16 protein-coding genes and 1 pseudogene are annotated in these 20,524 nt (G+C 71.1%); 7 read left to right on the top strand and 10 right to left on the bottom strand.

The features are described 5' to 3' along the window. Genes GTO19_RS14720 through ppc form a run of 6 tightly spaced genes read right to left on the bottom strand, consistent with a single transcriptional unit; the run spans window position 1 to window position 6,858 of the window. Entirely contained in the window at window positions 1-669 is a 669-nt protein-coding gene (locus GTO19_RS14720) for a site-2 protease family protein (protein WP_291021905.1), read from the bottom strand. Between the two features lie 25 nt (window positions 670-694). Beyond that, window positions 695-1,330: an L-threonylcarbamoyladenylate synthase gene (locus GTO19_RS14715; protein ID WP_291021903.1), complete on the bottom strand. Its 636-nt coding sequence runs from the start codon at window positions 1,328-1,330 to the stop codon at window positions 695-697. 1 nt (window position 1,331) lies between these two features. Further along, the gene (locus GTO19_RS14710) at window positions 1,332-2,237 is read right to left on the bottom strand and encodes a DMT family transporter (RefSeq protein WP_291021901.1); all 906 of its coding nucleotides are present in this window, start codon (window positions 2,235-2,237) and stop codon (window positions 1,332-1,334) included. Window positions 2,238-2,261: 24 nt separating this feature from the next. Beyond that, on the bottom strand, window positions 2,262-3,167 hold the full coding sequence (locus tag GTO19_RS14705; RefSeq protein WP_291021899.1) for a DMT family transporter: 906 nt from the start codon (window positions 3,165-3,167) through the stop codon (window positions 2,262-2,264). After that, window positions 3,167-4,021 carry a 3',5'-nucleoside bisphosphate phosphatase gene (locus GTO19_RS14700; RefSeq protein WP_291021897.1) on the bottom strand — a complete coding sequence of 285 codons (855 nt, stop codon included), beginning with the start codon at window positions 4,019-4,021 and terminating at the stop codon, window positions 3,167-3,169. The genes GTO19_RS14705 and GTO19_RS14700 overlap by 1 nt, the downstream gene beginning before the upstream one ends. Window positions 4,022-4,071: 50 nt before the next feature. After that, window positions 4,072-6,858 carry a phosphoenolpyruvate carboxylase gene (gene ppc / locus GTO19_RS14695; protein WP_291021895.1) on the bottom strand — a complete coding sequence of 929 codons (2,787 nt, stop codon included), beginning with the start codon at window positions 6,856-6,858 and terminating at the stop codon, window positions 4,072-4,074. Between the two features lie 149 nt (window positions 6,859-7,007). On the opposite strand from ppc, the gene hemC reads away from it, so the two are divergent. The 4 genes from hemC to GTO19_RS14675 are packed head-to-tail and all read left to right on the top strand — an operon-like array spanning window position 7,008 to window position 11,287. Continuing rightward, a complete protein-coding gene (hemC, locus tag GTO19_RS14690; RefSeq protein WP_291021893.1) occupies window positions 7,008-7,943 on the top strand; it encodes a hydroxymethylbilane synthase in 936 nt (311 codons plus the stop codon). Between the two features lie 4 nt (window positions 7,944-7,947). Further along, window positions 7,948-8,775: a uroporphyrinogen-III synthase gene (locus GTO19_RS14685; RefSeq protein WP_291021891.1), complete on the top strand. Its 828-nt coding sequence runs from the start codon at window positions 7,948-7,950 to the stop codon at window positions 8,773-8,775. Beyond that, the gene (locus tag GTO19_RS14680) at window positions 8,772-9,950 is read left to right on the top strand and encodes a uroporphyrinogen-III C-methyltransferase (RefSeq protein WP_291021889.1); all 1,179 of its coding nucleotides are present in this window, start codon (window positions 8,772-8,774) and stop codon (window positions 9,948-9,950) included. The genes GTO19_RS14685 and GTO19_RS14680 overlap by 4 nt, the downstream gene beginning before the upstream one ends. Before the next feature lie 29 nt (window positions 9,951-9,979). Continuing rightward, on the top strand, window positions 9,980-11,287 hold the full coding sequence (locus GTO19_RS14675) for a heme biosynthesis HemY N-terminal domain-containing protein (RefSeq protein ID WP_291021887.1): 1,308 nt from the start codon (window positions 9,980-9,982) through the stop codon (window positions 11,285-11,287). 115 nt (window positions 11,288-11,402) lie between these two features. On the opposite strand, the gene GTO19_RS14670 is transcribed toward GTO19_RS14675, so the two are convergent. Then, window positions 11,403-14,315, bottom strand: a complete 2,913-nt coding sequence (locus GTO19_RS14670) for an Rne/Rng family ribonuclease (RefSeq protein WP_291021885.1) — start codon at window positions 14,313-14,315, stop codon at window positions 11,403-11,405. A 560-nt stretch (window positions 14,316-14,875) separates the two neighbouring features. Here GTO19_RS14670 and GTO19_RS14665 point away from each other — a divergent pair. The 3 genes and pseudogenes from GTO19_RS14665 (at window position 14,876) to GTO19_RS14655 (ending at window position 16,817) form a co-directional block, all read left to right on the top strand. After that, window positions 14,876-15,867 (top strand): annotated as a pseudogene (locus GTO19_RS14665) (RluA family pseudouridine synthase). Window positions 15,868-15,938: 71 nt separating this feature from the next. Further along, window positions 15,939-16,247, top strand: a complete 309-nt coding sequence (locus tag GTO19_RS14660; RefSeq protein WP_291021883.1) for an H-NS histone family protein — start codon at window positions 15,939-15,941, stop codon at window positions 16,245-16,247. Window positions 16,248-16,322: 75 nt separating this feature from the next. Continuing rightward, window positions 16,323-16,817, top strand: a complete 495-nt coding sequence (locus GTO19_RS14655) for a low molecular weight protein-tyrosine-phosphatase (RefSeq protein ID WP_291021881.1) — start codon at window positions 16,323-16,325, stop codon at window positions 16,815-16,817. On the opposite strand, the gene GTO19_RS14650 is transcribed toward GTO19_RS14655, so the two are convergent. From GTO19_RS14650 to GTO19_RS14640, 3 genes are all read right to left on the bottom strand, one after another. Continuing rightward, window positions 16,805-17,782, bottom strand: coding sequence for an NAD-dependent epimerase (locus GTO19_RS14650; protein WP_291021879.1), 978 nt, complete (start codon window positions 17,780-17,782; stop codon window positions 16,805-16,807). The genes GTO19_RS14655 and GTO19_RS14650 overlap by 13 nt on opposite strands. Window positions 17,783-17,908: 126 nt before the next feature. Then, the gene (locus GTO19_RS14645; protein WP_291021877.1) at window positions 17,909-19,600 is read right to left on the bottom strand and encodes an AMP-binding protein; all 1,692 of its coding nucleotides are present in this window, start codon (window positions 19,598-19,600) and stop codon (window positions 17,909-17,911) included. Window positions 19,601-19,695: 95 nt separating this feature from the next. Continuing rightward, window positions 19,696-20,493, bottom strand: coding sequence for a hydratase (locus tag GTO19_RS14640; RefSeq protein WP_291021875.1), 798 nt, complete (start codon window positions 20,491-20,493; stop codon window positions 19,696-19,698). Between the last annotated feature and the right edge of the window lie 31 nt (window positions 20,494-20,524).

Genomic DNA, 20,524 nt, shown 5'->3' with positions numbered 1-20,524 from the left:
TCAGAGCAGGAGCAGTCGGATCGGGGTGAGCAGCCATTCGATGGCGCTGCCGGAGAGGTTCATGAGCGGACGCAGCCAGTACTCGCCCACCAGGCCGGTGACCACCAGCGCCAGCACGATGAAGAAGCCGAAGGGCTCGATGCGGGAGAAGGCGGCGGCCTGTTTCCAGGGCAGCAGGCCGGTGAGGATGCGACCCCCGTCCAGCGGCGGCAGCGGGAACATGTTGAAGGCGAACATCACCAGGTTGACCACGAAGCCGGCGCGGCACATGGCGAGCCAGAAGCGCTCCTCGACACCGGCCGAACGCAGCACGTAGAGCAGCAGCAGCCACAGCGCCGCCTGCAGCAGGTTGGACGCCGGGCCCGCGAGGGCGACCCAGATCATGGCGCGCTTGGGGTTGCGCAGCCGCCCGAAATCGACCGGCACCGGCTTGGCGTAGCCGAACAGGAAGTTGCCCGCCGTGGCGAAGTACAGCAACAGGGGCATGAGGATGGTGCCCAGCGGGTCGATGTGCTTCACCGGGTTGAGCGTGACGCGGCCGAGCTGCCAGGCGGTGGGGTCGCCGTAGTGGCGCGCCACGTAGCCGTGCGCCGCCTCGTGCAGGGTGATGGCGAACAGCACCGGGATGGCGTAGAGCGTGACCGTCTGGACGATGAGGGCGATATCCATCGGCGGATTGTCCCAGAGCCGCGTGTCAGAGCCCGAGCGGGGCCAGTGAGCCCTGACCCTGGCGCACCACGTCGGGTTCGCCGCCGGTGCCCATGGGCACCAGGTCGAGCACGGTGGTGGGCTCCAGCGCGCAGGCGCCGGCGTCGATGACGCCGTCCACCTCGTGCTGCAGGCGCTCGCGGATGGCCTCGGGGTCGTTGAGCGGGTGTTCGTCGCCGGGCAGGATGAGCGTGGTGGCCAGCAGGGCCGCACCGTGCTGCTCCAGCAGTTCGCGCAGCGCGCGGTGTTCGGGCACGCGCAGGCCGATGGTCTTGCGCGAAGGGTGGCTCACGCGCCGCGGCACCTCCTTGCTGGCCTCCAGGATGAAGGTGTAGGGCCCTGGTGTGGCGAGCTTGAGCAGGCGGTACTGGCGGTTGTCCACCTTGGCGTAGCTGGCCAGCTCGCTCAGGTCGCGGCACAGCAGGGTCAGGTGGTGCTTGTCGTCCACCTGGCGGATGCGGCGCAGCCGGTCGGCCGCAGCCTTGTCGTCCAGGTGGCAGGCCAGGGCGTAGCTGGAATCGGTGGGCACGGCGATCACGCCGCCGCGCTGCAGCAGGGCCGCGGCCTGTTTGAGCAGGCGCGGCTGCGGGTTGTCGGGGTGGACGCTGAAAAGCTGGGACATGTCAGTCTTCCGGCGGACTCACGGGCAGGCGGCTGCGCGTCGTGCGCCAGCCGCTCACCGCCCCGCACAGCACGATGAGCGCGACGCCGAGCAGTTCGATCGCCCCGGGCACGTGGCCGAACGCCAACCAGCCGAAGGCCATGGCGAAGGCGATCTGCGTGTACAGGTAGGGCGACAGCGTGGAGGCAGGCGCCCGCTGGTAGGCCAGGATGAGCAGCAGGTGGCCGAGGGTGCCCATCACGCCCACGAGCACCAGCAGGGCCAGGGTGCGCGTGTCGGGAATGGCCTGCCAGACGAAGGGCAGCAGGGCGCTGGTGACCAGCGCACCCACCCAGCCGGTGTACAGGTGCATGGTGAGCGGGTCTTCGGTGCGCGCCATCCTGGCGGTGAGGATCTGGAACCAGGCGCTGATGAAGACCATGGCCAGTGGCAGCGCGCTGGCCCATCCGATGTCGCCGCCATCGGGCCGCACCACCAGCAGCACGCCCACGAAGCCGCCGGCCACCAACAGCCATTGGACGGTCGACACGCGCTCGCGCAGCAGGGTGGCGCCCATCAGCGTCACGGCCAGCGGTGTGAACATGAGGATGGCGGTGAACTCGCCCACCGGCATCTGCTGCAGCGCCAGGAAGCCCATCAGGCTGAGCGACAGCAGCAGCGCGCCGCGCAGCAACTGGAAGCGCGGGTGCCCGGTGCGCAGCGCGGCTCGGCCGCGCCGCGGCAGCAGCCAGGTGGTCATCGCCACCGCGTGGAACAGGTAGCGGAACCAGATGACCAGCAGCACCGAGACCACGGCGCCGACGGCCTTGACGGTGGTGTCGAGCACGGCGAAGCACGCCGTGGCCGAGACCAGAAGGGCGATGCCCGCGAGGGTGCGGGCGGGGGCGGGCGCGATGAGGGCGGTCATGGCGGTGGGGTGCGTCGCTGGGGCTCAGGCCTCCGGGGGCTCCACCGGCAGGCGCTTCTCGCGCGCCGTGAGCCAGCTCGCCGTGGCGCCGCAGAGCACGATCAGGCCCATGCCGGCGAGCTCCAGCGCCCCGGGCACGTGCTCGTACACCACCCAGCCGCAGAACATGGCGAAGCCGATCTGGGTGTAGAGGAAGGGCGCGATGGCGGAAGCCGGTGCGCGCTGGAAGGCCAGGATCAGCAGGAAGTGCCCCACGGTGCCCATGAGGCCGATGAGGCAGAGCAGGGCCAGCGTGCGCGCGTCGGGCACGGCCTGCCAGACCAGGGGCAGCACCAGGCTGGCCACCAGGGTGCCGACCCAGCCGGTGTAGAAGTGCATGGTCATCGGGTCCTCGGTGCGCGCCATCTTGGCGGTGAGGATCTGGAACCAGGCATAGATGAAGACCAGCGCCAGCGGGATCAGCGCGGCCCAGCCCAGGAAGCCGCCGCCGGGGCGCACCACCAGCAGCGCGCCGGCGAAGCCGCCGGCCACCAGCAGCCAGCGCAGCGCGGTCACGCGTTCGTGCAGGAACAGTGCGGCCAGCAGGGTCACCGCCAGCGGCGTGACCATGACGATGGCGGTGAACTCGCCCACCGGCATGTACTGCACCGCCAGGAAGGACATGAGGCTCACCGAGAGCAGCAGCACGCCGCGCAGCGCCTGGTAGCGCGGGTGGTCGGTGCGCAGCAGCGCGCGCCCGCGGATCGGCAGCATGACGGCCGTGACCACCACGGCGTGGAAGGCGTAGCGGAACCACAGCGCCAGCAGCACCGACACCACCGCGCCCACCACCTTGACGGCGGTGTCCAGCACCGCGAAGCAGGCCGTGGCGGCCACCAGGAAGCCGATGCCGGCCAGGGCCTGGCCAGGCCGGGGCGCGGCGGCGCCCATCAACGGACCCGCTCTTCCAGCAGGGCCCACACGGGGGTGACGCTGCCCGGCAGGTCCGGCAGCTTGCCCAGGTCGGTGTGGCTCTCGTCCGGGCTGTGAAAGTCGCTGCCGCGCGAGGCGGCGAGGTCGAACTCGGTGCAGAAGCCCGCGTACTTGGCGTACTCGGACTGGCTGTGCGCGCCGGTCACCACCTCCGCCGCCTGGCCGCCGTGCTGCCGGAACTCGGAGAACAGGGCGTATTCCTCGGTGGGCGTGAACTTGTAGCGCCCGGGGTGGGCGATGACGGCCACGCCGCCCGCGCCGGTGATCCAGCGCACGGCGTCGCCCAGCGCGGCCCAGCGGTGGGGCACGAAGCCGGGCCGGCCCTCGGTGAGGTATTTGCGGAACACCTCGGGGATGTCCTTGCACACGCCGCTGTCCACCAGATGGCGAGCGAAGTGAGAGCGCGAGATCAGGTCCGGGTTGCCCACATAGCGCAGGGCGCCCTCGAAGCTGCCCTTGATGCCGACCTGTGCAAGCCCTTCGGCCATCTCACGCGCCCGCTGCTCGCGTCCGCCGCGCGTGGCGCGCAGGCCGTCGAGCAGGGCCTTGTCGTCCGGGTCCATGCCCAGGCCGACGATGTGCACCGTGGTGCCGGCGAAGGTGACGGAGATCTCCACACCGGTGAGATAGGGCAGGCCCTGCGCGCGGGCAGCGGCCAGGGCGCGGTGTTGGCCGCCGAGCTCGTCGTGGTCGGTGAGCGCCCAGAGCTCCACGCCGTTGGTCTTGGCGCGCGCGGCCAGGACTTCCGGCTCAAGCGTGCCGTCCGACACGGTGGAGTGGCAGTGCAGGTCGGCGTTGAGCAGGAGATTCACGCCTTCCATTGTAGGAGTGGGGGTATGGCCGCGCTGTCGCCGGGGTTGGCTCAGCCGGTGTTGCGCAGCCCCGCCGCGATGCCGTTGATGGCGATGTGGATGCCCCGCTTGGCCCGGCCCTCGTCGTCGGCGCTCAGGGTGCCTGCGCGGTGGCGACGGATGAGTTCGACCTGCAGGTGGTGCAGCGGGTCGATGTAGGGGAAGCGGTGTTCGATGGAGCGGCGCAGGGCCATGTTGCCGGCCAGCCGCTCGCGCTCGCCGGTGATGAGCGCCAGCGCCTCGGCCGTGCGCTGCCACTCGGCCTCGATGGCCCTGAACACGCGCTGGCGCAGGGCCTTGTCCTCCACCAGTTCGGCGTACAGCGAGGCGAGTGCGAGGTCGCTCTTGGCCAGCACCATGTCCATGTTGGACAGCAGGGTGTTGAAGAAGGGCCAGTCGCGCTGCATCCGCTTGAGCAGCGCGGCGTGCTTCGGGTCGGCCGCCACGAAGGACTGCACCGCCGAGCCGAAGCCGTACCAGCCCGGCAGCGTGAGCCGGCACTGGCCCCAGCTGAAGCCCCAGGGGATGGCGCGCAGGTCCTCGATGCGGCCGGTGGCCTTGCGGCTGGCGGGGCGCGAGCCGATGTTGAGTTCGGCGATCTCGCGGATCGGTGTGGCGCTGAAGAAGTAGTCGGCGAAGCGGGGCGTGTCGTACACCAGGGCGCGGTAGGCGGCCATGCTGGCCTGCGACAGCGCCTCGGCCGCCGCCAGGAAGGCGGGCGAGGCGTCCTGGGTCGGTTGCAACAGCGTGGCCTCCAGCGTGGCGGCCACCAGGGTTTCCAGGTTGCGTCGGCCGATCTCCGGGTTGGCGTACTTGGCGCCGATCACCTCGCCCTGCTCGGTCAGGCGGATCTGCCCGCGCACCGTGCCCGGGGGCTGCGCCAGGATGGCCTGGTAGCTCGGCCCGCCGCCGCGTCCCACGGTGCCGCCGCGGCCGTGGAACATCCGCAGACCGATCGACTTCTTCTTGCCGGCGTTCAGCTCGTCGAACAAGGCCACGAGCGCCGTCTCGGCCTGGTAGAGCGACCAGTTGCTGGTGAAGATGCCGCCGTCCTTGTTGCTGTCCGAATAGCCCAGCATCACGTCCTGTTCGCCATAGCCGTCGGCGGCGCCGCGCTGCACCATGGCGCTCACGCCGGGCAGGGCGTAGTACTCGCGCAGGATGGGCGCGGCATTGCGCAGGTCTTCGATGGTCTCGAACAGCGGGACCACGATCAGGTCGGCCACGGCGCCGTCGTTCAGCGTGCCGTGCAGCAGGCCGGCCTCTTTCTGCAGCACCAGCACCTCGAGCAGGTCGCTCACGGTTTCGGTGTGGCTGATGATGGCGTGGCGGATGGCCTGCGTGCCGAAGCGCTCGCGCCCCCGCTTCGCGGCTTCGAAGATGGCGAGTTCGCCGCGCGTGTGCTCGCTGTAGGCGGTACCGGGCACGCGCAGCGGGCGCAAGTCGTCCAGCGCGCGCAACAGCACGGCGCGCTTGTCGGCTTCGTCCAGCGCGCTGTAGTCGGGTGCCAGGCGCGCCGTGGCCAGCAGCTCGGCCACGGCGATCTCGTGCTGGTCCGAGCTTTGCCGCAGGTCGACGGTGGCGAGGTGGAAGCCGAACACCTCCACCGTGCGGATCAGGCCGCTCAGGCGCATGTCCACCAGCGCCTCGCCGTGGTGGGCGCGCAGCGAGGCCTCGATGGTGCGCAAGTCGGCAAGGAAGTCGGCGGCGCTGGCGTACGGGTCTTGCGGGGCCACCGCGTGGCGCGCGGCCTCGCCGCCGGTGAGCGCGTGGAGGCTGGCCGCCAGCCGCGCGTAGATGCCGGTGAGCGCGCGCCGGTAGGGCTCGTCCTGGCGGTGCGCGTTGGTGTCGGGCGATCGGTCGGCCAGGGCCTGCATGGCCTCGCTCGCGCCCACCAGCATGCCCGACATCGAGAGCTCTCCGCCCAGCAGGTGCACCTGCGTGAGGACGTGGCGCAGCGCGACCTCGGCCTGGCGCTGCAGGGCGAGTTCCAGCGTGGCGGCCGTGACGTTGGGGTTGCCGTCGCGGTCGCCGCCGATCCACTGGCCCATGCGCAGGAAGGGCGCCACGGGACGGCCCAGGCCGGCTTCCAGTTCGGCGTACAGGCGCGGGATCTCGGGCAGGAAGGTGCTCTCGTAGTAGCTCAGCGCGTTTTCGATCTCGTCGGCCACGGTGAGCTTGGTGAAGCGCAGCAGGCGCGTCTGCCAGAGCTGGGTCACGCGCGCTCGCAGTTGCGCATCGATGGCCACTTGCTCGCGCGGCGAGGCCTCGTCGCGCGCCGTCAGCAGGCGGGCAATGGCGCGCTCGGCGTCGAGGATGCTTTTGCGCTGCACCTCGGTGGGATGGGCCGTGAGCACCGGCGACAGGTGCGCGCCGGCCAGCGTGCGCGCCACCTGCGCGGGGGTGATGCCGGCCTCGCGCAGCCGCTGCAGGGCCAGCGCCAGGCTGCCGGTCTGCGAGCGCTCGCCCGCGCGCTCGTGCACGGCGCGGCGGCGGATGTGGTGGCGGTCTTCCGCCAGGTTGGCCAGGTGGCTGAAGTAGGTGAAGGCGCGGATCACGCTCACCGTCTGGTCGGCGCTGAGCGACTTGAGCAGCTTCTTGAGCGCCTTGTCGGCCGAGCGGTCGTCGTCGCGGCGGAACGCCACCGAGAGCTGGCGGATGCGCTCGATGAGCTCGAAGGCGTCCTTGCCCTCCTGCTCGCGGATCACGTCGCCCAGGATGCGGCCGAGCAGTCGGATGTCGAGGATGAGGGGCTGGTCCTTGTCGCGGCGGGCGGCGCCCGTGGTCGATCGGCTCATGGCGGGGCGTGCCTTGACGGAAGGCTTACGGCAGGTGGGGGAAAGGGCCATGCTAGCATCGCCCGCACCCTGTTCCGGTTCCGAAACGGGTACCGAATTTCCCGTGTCGCGCGCGCCGTCAGCCAGGCGTCAGTCCCCCGAATTTCCCCATGTCTTCGCCCCTGGCCATCACCATCGCCACCCGCGAGAGCCGGCTCGCCTTGTGGCAGGCCCGCCATGTGCAATCGCTGTTGCAGGCGCGCGGCCACCGCGTCGAACTGCTGGGCATGACGACGCTGGGCGATCAGATTCTCGACCGCACGCTGTCCAAGGTGGGCGGCAAGGGCCTGTTCGTGAAGGAACTCGAGCACGCGCTCGCCGACGGCCGCGCCGACATCGCCGTGCACTCGCTCAAGGACGTGCCGATGGAGCTGCCCGACGGCTTCGCGCTGGCCTGCGTGATGGAGCGCGAGGACCCGCGCGACGCCTGGGTCTCGCCGCGCGCGGCGGGCCTGGCCGATCTGCCCCAGGGCGCGGTGGTCGGCACGTCCAGCCTGCGCCGCGTCGTGCTGCTGCGCGAAGCCCTGAACGCCCTGGGACGCGTTGACGTGCGCATCGAACCCCTTCGCGGCAACCTCGACACGCGCCTGCGCAAACTCGACGAGGGTCAGTACCACGCCATCGTGCTCGCGGCCGCCGGCCTCAAGCGCCTGGGCCTGGGGGACCGCATTCGCGCCATCTTCGAGCCCGCGCAGTCGCTGCCGGCGGCGGGGCAGGGCGCGCTGGGCATCGAGGTGCGGGCCGACCGCGCCGAGCTGATCGAGGCCCTGCAACCGCTCGTGCACCAGGCCACCTGGCTGCGCGTGGCGGCCGAGCGCGCCGTCTCGCGCGCCATGGGCGGCAGCTGCTCCATGCCGCTGGCCGCGCACGCCGAGTGGCTGGGCGAGCGCCTGTGGCTGCGCACCGCCTGGGGCGAGCCCGAGGGCGCGGGCCCTCTGGTGCGCGCCGACGACACCGCCTCGGTGGCCAGTCTGGACGAGGCCGAGGCCCTGGGTGTGCGCGTGGCCGCCGCCCTGCGCGCCGCTGGTGCACAGGGCGGGGGGTGAGCCCTTGAATTCGAAGGCCGCGCACGCCATCGAGCGGGTCATCGTCACGCGCCCCGAGCCCGAGGCCGCGCGCTGGGTCGAGTCCTTGCGCGAACGCGGCTGGCCCGCCGAGGCCTGGCCGCTGCTGCGCATCGCCGAGCCGGCCGATGGCCCCGCGCTGGAGCGCCTGCGCATCTGGCGCGCGGCCTGGCCCAAGCAGGACGCCTTGATGTTCGTGAGCAGTGCCGCCGTGCAGCGCTTCTTCGCCGAACCCGTGGCACCGCCGAACGCCCATACCCGCTTCTGGGCGCCCGGCCCTGGCACCGCGCGCGCGCTGTCGCAGGCCTTGTGGCCGTTGGGCGTGGGCGAGGACCGCATCGACACGCCGCCGCCCGCGGCCGAACAATTCGACTCCGAGCACCTGTGGCCCGTCGTGCGCGACCAGTTGGCGCCGGGCCGGCGCGTGCTGGTGGTGCGCGGCACGAGCGAGGCGGCCGAGGGCGATCCCTCCGGCCAGGGGCGCGACTGGTTGATCGAGCAATGCCGCCAGGCCGGCGCCGAGGTCGAGGCCTGCGTGGCCTACCGGCGCGAGCGCGTGGTGCCCGACGAAGCCGACCACGAGCGCCTGCGGACCGCCAGCGGACCCGCCACCGTCTGGCTGTTCAGCAGCAGCGAGGCCGTGCAGGCCCTCAAAGGCCACTGGCCCGCCGACGCGCGGGCGGTGGCGCTGGCCACGCACCCGCGCATCGCCGACGCGGCGCGGGCCCTGGGATTCGCGCGCGTGATCCGCTGCCGTCCTACATTGGCCGACGTGGTGCGCGGCCTAGAATCCTGGGCATCCGCCTCGCCATGAACGCACCCGACAACGACACCGCGCCCGTGGCGGCCCCCGCGCCCAGCGCCCATCCCCCCGCCAGCCCCCTGCCCGAGGCGCCGCGTCCCGCGCGCCCGGCCGTGGGCCTCACCCTGCTCGCGCTGCTGGTGGCCGCCGCCGCGCTGGTCATGGCGGGCATGCTGTGGCAGCGGCTGAACACCACCCAGGCCGAGCTGGCCCGCCGCGCGCACGAGGCCGAACTGCAGGTGGTCGAAGCGCGCACCGTGGCCTCGCAGGCCGAGGCCCAGGTGCAGGAACTGCAGGCGCGCCTGGGCGTGGCCGAGGTGCGCCTGTCCGAGGTCAGCCTGCAGCGCAGCCAGCTCGAGGAGCTCATGCTCTCGCTCTCGCGATCGCGCGACGACAACCTCATCCAGGACCTCGAAGCCTCCCTGCGCCTGGCCCTGCAGCAGTCCCAGCTCACCGGCAGCGCGCAGCCGCTGGTGTCGGCTCTGCAGGCAGCCGACCAGCGCATCCAGCGCGCCGCGCAGCCGCGCCTGAACCCGGTGCAGCGCGCCATTGCGCGCGACGTCGACCGAATCCGCGCCGCCGCGCTGGCAGACATCCCCAACCTCGCCCTGCAGATCGACGAACTCGTGCGCCAGGTGGACAACTGGCCAACGCAGAACGCCGTGGGCGTGGAGCGGGCCGCACCACGTGCGCCACGCCGCGCGACGGCGCCGGCCGGTGGTGCAACCTCATCTGCTCCGGCCGCGGAGGCGGGCCCCCCACCTGCCGCGAGCGAGCCGGAGGCGGACAGCTCCCCGTGGCAGCGCTTCGCCGAGCGCTGGAACCGCTGGTGGCGCGAGGCCTTCGTGCGGGTGGTGCAGGGGTCGCGCGACCTGGTGCACGTCAGCCGCATCGACCACCCCGACGCCGCGCTGCTCGCGCCCGAGCAGGCCTTCTTCCTGCGCGAGAACATCAAACTCAAGCTGCTCAACGCGCGCCTGGCGCTGCTGGCACGCCAGATGAATGCCGCGCGCGCCGACGTGGTCGTTGTCGAGGGCCTGCTCAAGCAGTACTTCGACGGCAACTCGCCTGCCATCGCCAGCGCCCTGGGCAGCCTGGGCCGCCTGCGCCGCGACCTGGTGTCGCAGGACCTGCCCCGTCCCGACGACACGCTCGCGGCCCTGGCCGCGGCCGCCGGGGGGCGCTGATGCGGTCTCACGCGCGGCAGCGGGGCGCCATGCGCAGCGTGTTCTGGCTGCTGGGTCTGGCCGCGCTGGCCGTGGCGCTGGCCATGCTGGTGGGAGACAACCGCGGCACGGTCACCCTGTTCTGGCCGCCCTGGCGCTTCGACATCTCCTTCAACTTCGCGCTGTTCTTGCTCATCGGCGGTTTCGCGCTGTTGTACGCCGCCCTGCGCGCGCTGGCCCTGCTGCGCGACCTGCCGCTGCAGGCGCGGCGCTGGCGCAGCCAGCAGATGGAACGCGCCGTGGTGGGCTGGGTGCTCGACGCGCTGTCGAACCAGATCGCGGGACGCTTCGTGCGCGCGCAGTCGGCGGCCCGCAACGCGCTCGACCACCTCGATGGCAGCACCAGTGGCGACTGGCCCCGGCGCGAGCAGTTGCGCGCGCTGGCCCATCTGCTGGCCGCCGAAAGCGCCCATTCGCTGCAGAACCGCGCGCAGCGCGACGAGCACCTGCAGACCGCGCTGAGCCCCACCGTCGCGCGCACCTCGCCCGAGGTGCTGGAGGGTGCGTTGTTGCGCGCCACCCGCTGGGCCGTGGAGGACCGCGACGCCAGCGCCGCACGGGCGCGCCTGGCGGAACTGCCGCAGGGCGCGCAGCGCCGGGTGCAGGCGCTTCGCCTGAAGCTGCGCGTGGCGCGCCTGGGCGACGCCACCGGCGAAGCCCTCGAAACCGCGCGCCTGCTCGCCAAGCACCGCGCCTTCTCGCCCGAGGCCGCGCGCAGCCTGCTGCTGGGCCTTGCCCTCGATGCCTTGCGCGGCGCACACGACCTCGCCCAACTGCAGCGCGTGTGGGACGGGCTCGACGCCGCCGAGCGCACCATGCCCGAGCTCGCGCTGGCGGCAGCCGATCGCGCCCACGCGCTCGCGCAATTCGAGCAAGGCGGCGACGACGGGGCTGAAGGCGCCGACGAAGCCCGCCGCCAGGACGTCGCCGAGCGCGTGCGGGCGTGGCTGTCACCCTTATGGGACGACTTCGGTTCGCTCGACGAACGCCACCAGGCGCGCCTGGCGCTCGCGCTGGAGCCCGACCTGCCGACGCTGGACGCCGCCGGCCTGGCGCGCCTCGAACTGCTGCAGCGCCAGTGGCCGCAGAACCCGCACCTGCAGTACCTGGCGGGTCAGGCCTGCCTGCATCGGCAGTTGTGGGGCAAGGCCGCTCAGTTGCTGGGTCTGGCGCGCAGCGGCCTGCGCGACGCCACGCTGTGCCGGCGCACCTGGCGTTCGCTGGCCCGGCTGGCCGAAGAGCGCGGCGACACCGAGGCCGCGCAGGAGGCCTGGCGTCAGGCAGCGCGGATCGATTGACCTCACCCCGGTACGCGGTTCGCCGGCGGACCAATGAAAAGGCCAGCGCAAGTGCGCTGGCCTTTTTCGTTTGGGCGTGACGCCCGGTGGCGCGGCTCGCCGCGCCACCGGCGGATCAGCGCTGCTCGAACGGCAGCGTCATGTCACGCAGGTCCTTGCGGGTCTCGACCAGCACCAGCGGGCCTTCGTCGAGCGCCACGGGCGGCTTGGGCTCGCGCGGCACATGAACGGGTGCCGGCTCGGCCGCGATGGCGGCTTGCACCTGGGCGACCTTCTCGGCGTCGGAGTTGACCCACTCCAGACCGCTGGAAGCGGCCACGGCCTGGAGCTCATTGACGCTCAGCGAGTAGGGCTGGACCTTGGGCATGCCCTGCGGCTCGGGCACCGGAGCGGGCGCGGGTGGCGTCACCGGGGCCGACGCCACGGCAGGCGCTGCCACGGGTGCCGGGTTCTGGGCCGGCGGCGCGGTTACCGGGGCGGCAGGGGGCATGGTGAAGTAGCTGCGCACCGGCGGCGTGTCCTCGGCGGCCTCGACCTCCGTGGCCATGGGCACGGTGTCACCGGCCTCGGCGGGCGCTTCGGCGGCGTCCTCGCGCGGGCCGCGCTCGCGGCGTTCGCGGCCGTAGCGGTCGCGGCTGCGGCGCTCGCGCGGGGCGCGCTGGGCGGTGTCGGCGTCGCCCTGCTCGGGGCTGGCGGCGACGGCGGCGTCGGCTGACACGGCGGTTTCGTCGTCACCGCGCGGCGCGTCCTGGTTCTCTGGGCGGCGGCGTTGTTCGCCGTCGCGGCCCTCGCGGCCATCACGACCGCGGCCACGGCGCGGTTCGCGACGAGCCTGCGCCTCGGCGTTGTCGGCCGTGTCGGTGGCCGGTACCGCGTTGGCGTTCAGTTCCGCGTTTTCAGTGGCGGGTGCCTCGCGGCGCTCGCCCCGGCGGTCGCGGCGGTTGTCTCCCTGGCCACGTGCGCCTTCGCCTCGGCCTTCACCGCGGCCTTCGCTCCGGCCTTCGCCTCGGTTGTCGTTGCGGCCCTCGCCGCGGTTGTCCTGGCGGGCTTCGTTGCGGCGGTTCTCGCCGTTGCGGCCACCGCCCTGGCGTTGGCCTTCGGCGGCCTGCGCGTCACGCGGCTGGCCATCGCGCTGGCCACGGCCTTCGCGGTTGTCGCGACCTTCGCCGCGGCCACCTCGGCCGCCACGGCCCCGGCCGCCATCACGCCCGCCGTCCCGGCGGGCCTCGCCCTTGCCGGCTTCCTTGCCTGCGGGCGTGGCCGGTGCGGGCGCGGGGCTGGGCGTGGCGGCGGGGGTGCCGCCGAACAGCTTCTTGAGGAAGCCGAAGAAACCCGTCTCGGCCGGTGCGGCGACCGGCTTGGCCACCGGTGCCGCCACCGGGGCCACGGGGGCGGGCGTCGGCTTGGGCACGGCCACGGGCGCGGGCGCGTCGGGCAGCACGCCCTTGATCACGGGCTCCTGCTTGTTGGTGCGTTCCTGGCTGCGGCGCGTGAAGCTGGCCACGTCGTCCACTTCCTCGGCCAGCTTGTAGCTGGAATCGAGGTTGTCCAGGCGCGGGTCGTCGTGCTTCAGGCGCTCGAGCTTGTAGTTCGGTGTGTCGAGCGACTTGTTGGGCACCAGCATCACGTTGATGCGCTGCTTGAGCTCGATCTTGGTGATCTCGGTGCGCTTCTCGTTGAGCAGGAAGCTTGCCACTTCGACCGGCACCTGCACCAGCACGGCGGCCGTGCTGTCCTTGAGCGATTCCTCCTGGATGACGCGCAGGATCTGCAGCGCGGAGGACTCGGTGTCGCGGATGTGGCCGGAACCGCCGCAGCGCGGGCAGGGGATGGAGGCGCCTTCGCTGAGCATGGGCTTCAGGCGCTGGCGGCTCATTTCGAGCAGGCCGAACTTGCTGATGGAGCTGAACTGCACGCGCGCACGGTCCTGGCGCAACGCGTCGCGCAGGCGGTTTTCCACTTCGCGGCGGTTCTTGCTCTCCTCCATGTCGATGAAGTCGATCACGATCAGGCCGCCGAGGTCGCGCAGGCGGAGCTGGCGCGCCACTTCGTCGGCGGCCTCCAGGTTGGTGCGCGTGGCGGTCTCCTCGATGTCGCCGCCCTTGATGGCGCGCGCCGAGTTCACGTCCACCGCCACCAGGGCCTCGGTCTGGTCGATCACGATGGCGCCACCGCTGGGCAACTGCACGATGCGGCTGTAGGCGGTCTCGATCTGGTGCTCGATCTGGAAGCGGCTGAACAGCGGCGCGTCGTCGCGGTAGCGCTTCACGCGGTGCCCGTGCTCGGGCATCACGTGGCTCATGAACTGGTGCGCCTGCTCGTAGATGTCATCGGTGTCGATGAGGATCTCGCCGATGTCGCTGTTGAAGTAGTCGCGGATGGCGCGGATCACCAGGCTCGATTCCTGGTAGATCAGGAAGGCGCCCTTGCCGGCCCCGGCGGCGCCGTCGATGGCGGTCCAGAGCTTGAGCAGGTAGTTCAGGTCCCACTGCAGCTCGGCGGCGTCGCGGCCGATGCCGGCCGTGCGCGCGATGATGCTCATGCCGTTGGGGTATTCGAGCTGGTCGAGCGCGGCCTTGAGTTCGGCGCGTTCCTCGCCCTCGATGCGGCGCGAGACGCCGCCGGCGCGCGGGTTGTTGGGCATCAGCACCAGGTAGCGGCCGGCCAGGCTGATGAAGGTGGTGAGGGCAGCGCCCTTGTTGCCGCGCTCTTCCTTCTCGACCTGGACGATCAGCTCCTGGCCTTCCTTGATGACGTCCTGGATGCGCGCCTGGGACGGCGAGACATTGCCCTGGAAGAACTGGCGGGCGATTTCCTTGAACGGCAGGAAGCCGTGGCGGTCTTCGCCGTAGTCGACGAAGCAGGCTTCCAGCGAAGGCTCGACGCGCGTGACGACGGCCTTGTAGATGTTGCCCTTGCGCTGTTCGCGCCCCTCGATCTCGATTTCGTAGTCGAGCAGTTTCTGCCCGTCCACGATCGCCAGGCGGCGCTCTTCGGCCTGCGTGGCGTTGATCAGCATGCGTTTCATGTTGCGTTTCCCTTCATTGGCACACGGCGGCGCTCGGGCCGATGTGCCCGGGCCGCCCGCAAGGCCGGGAAGCCGCCTACGCAACGAACGGTGGAGGAATTGCCGGAGAGCCGTGACCGGGCAATGGCGCGCGCGCTTGGGCGCTGCGACGGGGTGCCGGGTCGGGCATGGGCGCGTGGAGATGAGGGCAGGGCCGCTAGGGGCCGATGGCTGTCGGTGACAGCATCGGGCCTCGGTGGCTGCTGAATCGTCTCCTCGTCCAGGCCGTTTGCTGTCGGGGCCTGGGCGATTGGGGTATTCCGTTGTCGGTTCGCTGTGGGTCTGCGGATTCCACCGCGGCGTCCTCCGGCTCGGGGCCGACCGGGATGCGCAAAGTCAGCATCGGGATCGGGCGCGAGGGCCGGGTGCCGTGGCTGGCCACCTTCGCCCGCCGGGCTCCCGGCACATCCGGGTCGGCCACTGCGGTGTCCGCTGCCTTAAACTCAAGGCAAATCAAACACTTACAGCACACAACGGGCGTCGCGCATTATAGACACGTCCCCCGCGTCCGTGGTGGAACCATGAAAGCCCCAATCGACACCCCGCCCGCCGTCCGCCACATCACCGTGGACGAGGAATCCGACGGCCAGCGGCTGGACAACTTCCTGATGCGCCAGCTCAAGGGCGTGCCCAAGACGCACATCTACCGGGTCATCCGCTCGGGCGAGGTGCGCCGCAACAAGGCCCGCGCCAGCGCCGACGAGCGCGTGGCCACCGGCGACGTGCTGCGCNNGGCGACGTGCTGCGCATTCCGCCGATCCGTGTCTCCGGGCGAGCCGAGGAAAAGGCCGGGCGGCCCGCGCCGGCGCGCGAATTCCCGGTGGTGCACGAAGACGAAGGATTGCTGGCGATCGACAAGCCAGCCGGTGTGGCGGTGCACGGCGGCAGTGGCGTGAGTTTCGGTGTCATCGAGCAATTGCGCCAATCGCGGCCGAGCGCGCGCCTGCTCGAATTGGTGCACCGGCTGGACCGCGAAACCAGCGGCCTGTTGCTCATTGCGAAAAAGAAGAGCGTGCTCAAGGCGGTGCAGGACCAGTTTCGCGAACGCGAAACCGGCAAGACCTATCTGGCGCTGGTGCTGGGCGATTGGCCGGCGTCGCGCAAGGTCATCGACGTGCCCCTGCACAAGTACCTGCTGGACGATGGCGAGCGGCGCGTGCGCGTGACCTCGGCCGACGACCCCGACGGCATGCGGGCGATCACTCTCGTCAAGGTGGCCCGCCGCTGGGCTTCCTCGCCAGACGGGCGCGGGCCGCTGAGCCTGCTGGAGGTGACCATCAAGACCGGCCGCACGCACCAGATCCGCGTGCACCTGGCCAGCGCCGGCCACCCGATCGTCGGCGACGACAAATACGGCGATTTCGAGCGCAACCGCGAATTGGCGCGGGCCGGCCTCAAACGCATGTTCCTGCACGCGTGGCGCCTGCGGCTGACGCACCCGCAAACCCAATCGACACTGGAATTGCAAACCGAATTGCCCGCCGAACTGCAACGTTTCGTCGATTCGCTTTGAAAACGGAATAGAATTCGCCCGGCATCGTTCGATGCCCCCGAATCATTTCCAAAGCGACAAGGATTACCGACATGGCAACGTATTCCGAACTGATGGCGCAGGCGCAATCATTGATGGCACAGGCCGAGCAGGCCCGCAAGAACGAGCTGTCCAATGTGATCGCCGACATCAAGGCCAAGATGAAGCAGTACGGCATCACCGTGGCCGATCTGGGTGGCAGCGCCTCGGTGGGCCGCAAGGCGGGCAAGTCCAAATCGGTGGCAGCCCCCAAGTACCGGGGCCCGAACGGCGAGCTGTGGGCGGGCGGCCCGGGCCGCAAGCCGCAGTGGGTGCGCGACGCGCTGGCCGCCGGCAAGGACCTGGACAGCTACAAGATCTGAGCGTCTCACCCCGCTGACGACAAGCCCGCCACCCGGCGGGCTTTTTCATGGGCGCGTGTCGTTATGCTCGCTCCCATGCAAAAGGTTCTGGTGGTCTGCATGGGCAACATCTGCCGCTCGCCCATGGCCAGCGCGGTGTTGCAGGCCGAGGTGGAACGCCGCGGCCTGCAAGGGCGCGTGGCGGTGGAGTCGGCCGGCGTCTACGGCGGCCATGCGGGTGAGCGCGCCGACAGCCGCGCGCGCCAATTGGCCAAGGCGCGCGGCTACGCGGCGATCGAGGCCGAGCGCGCGCGCGGGGTGAGCGAGGACGACTTCGAATGCTTCGACGCCATCCTCGCCATGGACGAGGGCAACCTGGCGCACCTGCGGCGCCGCTGCCCGCCCGAGCAGGCGCACAAGCTGCACCTGTTCCTGGATTACGCGGGCCTGGGCCCGCGGGAAGTGCCCGACCCGTACTACGGGCCGCTGCAGGGCTTCGAGAACGTGATGGCGATGTGCGAGCGCGCCGCGCCGCGCGTGATCGAGCGCCTCACGGGCGCTGCAGACGTGGCGCCGCCTCAGACCTTGTAGTAGCCGCGGTACCAGCGCACGAAGCGCTCGATGCCTTCGGCCAGCGGCGTGGCGGGCGCGAAGCCCACCCAGTCGTGCAGGGCCTGGGTGCTCGCGTAGGTGGCTGGCACGTCGCCGGCTTGCATGGGCAGCAGGCGCTTGGTGGCCTCGCGGCCGGTGGCGCGCTCGATGCAGGCGATGAACGCCATCAGTTGCACGGGGTCGTGGTTGCCGATGTTGAACACGCGGTACGGGGCGCCGCCCTCTTTCTCCGGGGTGGCGGGCTTGTCCAGCACGCGCAGCACGCCCTCGACGATGTCGTCGATCCAGGTGAAGTCGCGCTTCATGTCGCCGTGGTTGAACACGTCGATGGGCCGGCCTTCGAGCACCGCCTTGGTGAATGAGAAGTAGGCCATGTCGGGCCGGCCCCAGGGGCCGTACACCGTGAAGAAGCGCAGCCCGGTGGTCGGCAGCCGGTAGAGGTGGCTGTAGGTGTGGGCCATCAGCTCGTTGGCCTTCTTGGTGGCGGCGTACAGGCTCACCGGGTGGTCGACCGGGTCGCTCTCCTCGAAGGGCATCTTGGTGTTGCCGCCGTACACGCTGGAGCTGGAGGCGTAGACCAGGTGCCCCACGCCCTGCGCGCGGCAACCCTCGAGCACGTGGCCGAAGCCGGTGAGGTTGCTCTCGAGGTAGGCGTGCGGGTGGGAGATGGAGTAGCGCACGCCGGCCTGCGCGGCCAGGTGCACCACGGCGTCGAAGCGCTCGCGCGCGAACAGCGCCTCCATGCCCGCGCGGTCGGCCACGTCCAGCCGCTCGAATCGAAAACCCGGCAGCCCTTGCAACTGTGCGAGCCGCGCCTGCTTGAGCGCGGGGTCGTAGTAGTCGTTGAGGTTGTCGATGCCGGTGACGGTGTCACCGCGCGCCAGCAGACGCTGCGCGGTGTGCATGCCGATGAAGCCGGCCGCGCCGGTGAGCAGGATGTGCATGCTCGGATGTTAGCGGCATGGCTGCGAGCGAGCGCGCGACTCGGGGGCGCCGCGGAACCGGCTTTGCCGGGCCGCAGGCGCCGCCCCCTCGAGGGGGACGCGCGCAGCGCGGCGGGGGTGGTCCTGCTAATCGGCCCACAACACGGGCCGGCCCGTGGTCTCCCAGTTCTCGTAGTTGCGCGCGTACACATCCTCGATGCGGTTGCGCTTGACCTTGAAGGTGGGCGTGATCATGTCGTTGTCCACCGTCCAGGGCGTGGACACCACCACCAGGCACTGCAACTGCTCGTGCGGGTCCAGCGTGGCGTTGATGGCGGCGCGGTGGTCGGCCAGCGAGCGCTCCAGCGCGGCGCGCTCGTCGGGGTTCTTCGCCTTCTCGGCCGCGTCGGGGCTCAACATGCAGATGCCCAGCGGCTGGCCCAGATTGGCGCCGGTGACCACACAGGCCTCGATGGCCTCGTGCATGACCAGCTTGTCTTCGATGGGGGCGGGCGCCACGTACTTGCCCTTGCCGGTCTTGAACAGGTCCTTCACGCGGCCGGTGATGCGCAGCAGGCCACCGGCGTCGATGCTGCCCTTGTCGCCGGTCTTGAGCCAGCCATCCTCGGTGAAGGCCTCGCGGCTCTTCTCGGGCTCCTTGTAGTAGCCCTGCATCAGCGCCTGGCTGCGCATCTGGATCTCGCCGGTCTGCGGGTCGATGCGTTGCTCCACGCCGGGGTAGGTGGGGCCCACGCTGCCCTGCTGGTTCTTGCCCGCTTCGGTGATGTGCGAGAGCGCGAGGTTCTCGGTCATGCCGTAGCCCTCGTTGATGGGGATGCCCAGCTTCGCGTACCACTGCAGCAGCGCGGGCGGCATGGGCGCGGCACCGCCGGCGGCGAACCGGCACTGGTCCAGGCCCAGGGCCTTCTGGATCTTGCGGCGCACGATGCCGCCCAGGATGGGGATGCCCAACAGGCGCTCCAGCTTGGCCGGCGGCATCTTGGCGTGGATGCCCTGCTGGAACTTGACCCACAGGCGCGGGACCGAGAAGAACACCGTGGGCCGCGCGCGCTGCAGGTCGGCCGCGAAAGTGTCCAGCGACTCGGCGAAGAACACGTGCATGCCCGTGCGCAGCCAGCCGTGCTCCACCAGCATGCGCTCCACCACGTGGGCCAGCGGCAGGTAGCTCAGCATGCGGTCGTTCTGCGTGAGGGGAATGCGCGCCAGGCCCTTGTCCAGCGCCCAGGCGAAGTTGCCGAAGCTGTGCATCACGCCCTTGGGCAGGCCGGTGGTGCCCGAGGTGTAGATCAGCGTGGCGAGGTCGTCCGCCGGGCGCACCGGGTGGCCTTTCAAGGGTTCGGTGCGCGCGCAGATCGCGTCCCAGCCGTCGTAGGCCTGGATCGCGTCCACCGGCGACAGCGGGTAGCTGATGCAGGGCAGGTCGGCGGGCACGCCGGGCTTCATGCCCTCCCACCCGTCGAGCTTGCCCACGAACAGGGCCTTCGACTCGCTGTGCGCGAGGATCTGGCGGATGGTCTCGGGCGCGAGCGTGGGGTACAGCGGCACCGACACGTAACCCGCCATCCAGATGGCCAGGTCGCTCATCATCCACCAGGCGCAGTTCTTGGACAGGATGGCCACCTTGCTGCCCGGCGCCCAGCCCTGGGCCTGCAGGTGCGCGGCCATGCGGCGCGTCTGGTCGGCCACCTGGCCCCAGGTGAAGTCGTGCACCACGCCTGCGCCCATGGGCTGCGTCAGCGCCACGCGCGCGGGGGCCTTCTTCTCCCAGTCGTACAGGCGTTGCAGGGCCAGCAGGTCGTCGGCGATCTTCGCGCTCATGAACGGGTCTCCTTGGTTTGAAACCCGCCCAATCTAGCGAGGGGGCGACGATTCCCTCATTGGGTTTTCCCCGTGTCGGCCACCGATTGGGGAGCTCACTCCAGCCGCAGCGTCAGTGGCGAGAGCGGCGCGTCGAATGCGCCGTGCCAGGTCTGGCCCGGGGCCACGGGCCAGGCGTCGGTCCAGGTGCCGGTGGTGACGATGTCGCCCGCCTGCAGCGGCGGCGCACCGGGGCAGGCGCGCTGCGCCTGCACGAAATGCCACAGGGCCTGCACCGGGCCGTCGAGCACGGCCGCGCCCTTGCCCTGGTCCAGTGGCTCGCCGTCGCGCGCGAGCACCACGCCCGCGCCGGCCAGGGCGGCGTCCAGGCCGACCGCGTCGCTGGCGACTTCGCGCACCGGCACGCGCCGGCCCACCAGCAGGCGCGCGTGCAGGCCGCCGTCGGCCACGGTGTCGGGGGCGTCGAACTTCCAGCCCGCCAGGTGGGACTGCACGATTTCGAAGCCGGGCGCGACCCAGTCCAGCGCGTCGAAGAGATCCGCCAGGGACGCGTCGGCCTTCGGCGCCGCGCGAAAACCGAACACCGCCTCGGGCTCGATGCGCGGCTCGCTCGTGTGCTCCAGCGAGAGCCGGCCTTCGCCCTCGCAGAACGCCACGGTGCGGTCGTACACCGTGCCCCAGATGGGCGCGTACACGTTGTAGACCGGCCAGATGCCGCGGTTGGTGAAGCCCACCTTGTAGCCCAGCGGGCGCTCGCCGCGCGCCACGCGCAATGCGCGCACGGCCAGCGCGTCGGCATAGGCGCGGTCGAGGTCGTAGCCGGGCTGTGTGCTCAGGCGCGTGGCCCAGGGCAGGCCGGTGTCGAAGTGGTGCAGCAGGGTTTGGGGCGTCATGCGGGCATTGTGGTGGGTGCGCGGCTATGCT

This window comes from Hydrogenophaga sp. (assembly GCF_011772445.1).
GTDB lineage: Bacteria > Pseudomonadota > Gammaproteobacteria > Burkholderiales > Burkholderiaceae_C > Hydrogenophaga.
Note: the sequence above shows the minus strand (reverse complement) of the source record. Positions and strands in the feature narration are given on the sequence as shown.

Excerpts from the sequence above, each read along its gene's own strand:
- GTO19_RS14720 (WP_291021905.1), bottom strand. The coding sequence starts at position 669 with ATGGATATCGCCCTCATCGTCCAGACGGTCACGCTCTACGCCATCCCG.
- GTO19_RS14715 (WP_291021903.1), bottom strand. The coding sequence starts at position 1,330 with ATGTCCCAGCTTTTCAGCGTCCACCCCGACAACCCGCAGCCGCGCCTG.
- GTO19_RS14710 (WP_291021901.1), bottom strand. The coding sequence starts at position 2,237 with ATGACCGCCCTCATCGCGCCCGCCCCCGCCCGCACCCTCGCGGGCATC.
- GTO19_RS14705 (WP_291021899.1), bottom strand. The coding sequence starts at position 3,167 with ATGGGCGCCGCCGCGCCCCGGCCTGGCCAGGCCCTGGCCGGCATCGGC.
- ppc (WP_291021895.1), bottom strand. The coding sequence starts at position 6,858 with ATGAGCCGATCGACCACGGGCGCCGCCCGCCGCGACAAGGACCAGCCC.
- hemC (WP_291021893.1), top strand. The coding sequence starts at position 7,008 with ATGTCTTCGCCCCTGGCCATCACCATCGCCACCCGCGAGAGCCGGCTC.
- GTO19_RS14680 (WP_291021889.1), top strand. The coding sequence starts at position 8,772 with ATGAACGCACCCGACAACGACACCGCGCCCGTGGCGGCCCCCGCGCCC.
- GTO19_RS14675 (WP_291021887.1), top strand. The coding sequence starts at position 9,980 with ATGCGCAGCGTGTTCTGGCTGCTGGGTCTGGCCGCGCTGGCCGTGGCG.
- GTO19_RS14670 (WP_291021885.1), bottom strand. The coding sequence starts at position 14,315 with ATGAAACGCATGCTGATCAACGCCACGCAGGCCGAAGAGCGCCGCCTG.
- GTO19_RS14660 (WP_291021883.1), top strand. The coding sequence starts at position 15,939 with ATGGCAACGTATTCCGAACTGATGGCGCAGGCGCAATCATTGATGGCA.
- GTO19_RS14655 (WP_291021881.1), top strand. The coding sequence starts at position 16,323 with ATGCAAAAGGTTCTGGTGGTCTGCATGGGCAACATCTGCCGCTCGCCC.
- GTO19_RS14650 (WP_291021879.1), bottom strand. The coding sequence starts at position 17,782 with ATGCACATCCTGCTCACCGGCGCGGCCGGCTTCATCGGCATGCACACC.
- GTO19_RS14645 (WP_291021877.1), bottom strand. The coding sequence starts at position 19,600 with ATGAGCGCGAAGATCGCCGACGACCTGCTGGCCCTGCAACGCCTGTAC.
- GTO19_RS14640 (WP_291021875.1), bottom strand. The coding sequence starts at position 20,493 with ATGACGCCCCAAACCCTGCTGCACCACTTCGACACCGGCCTGCCCTGG.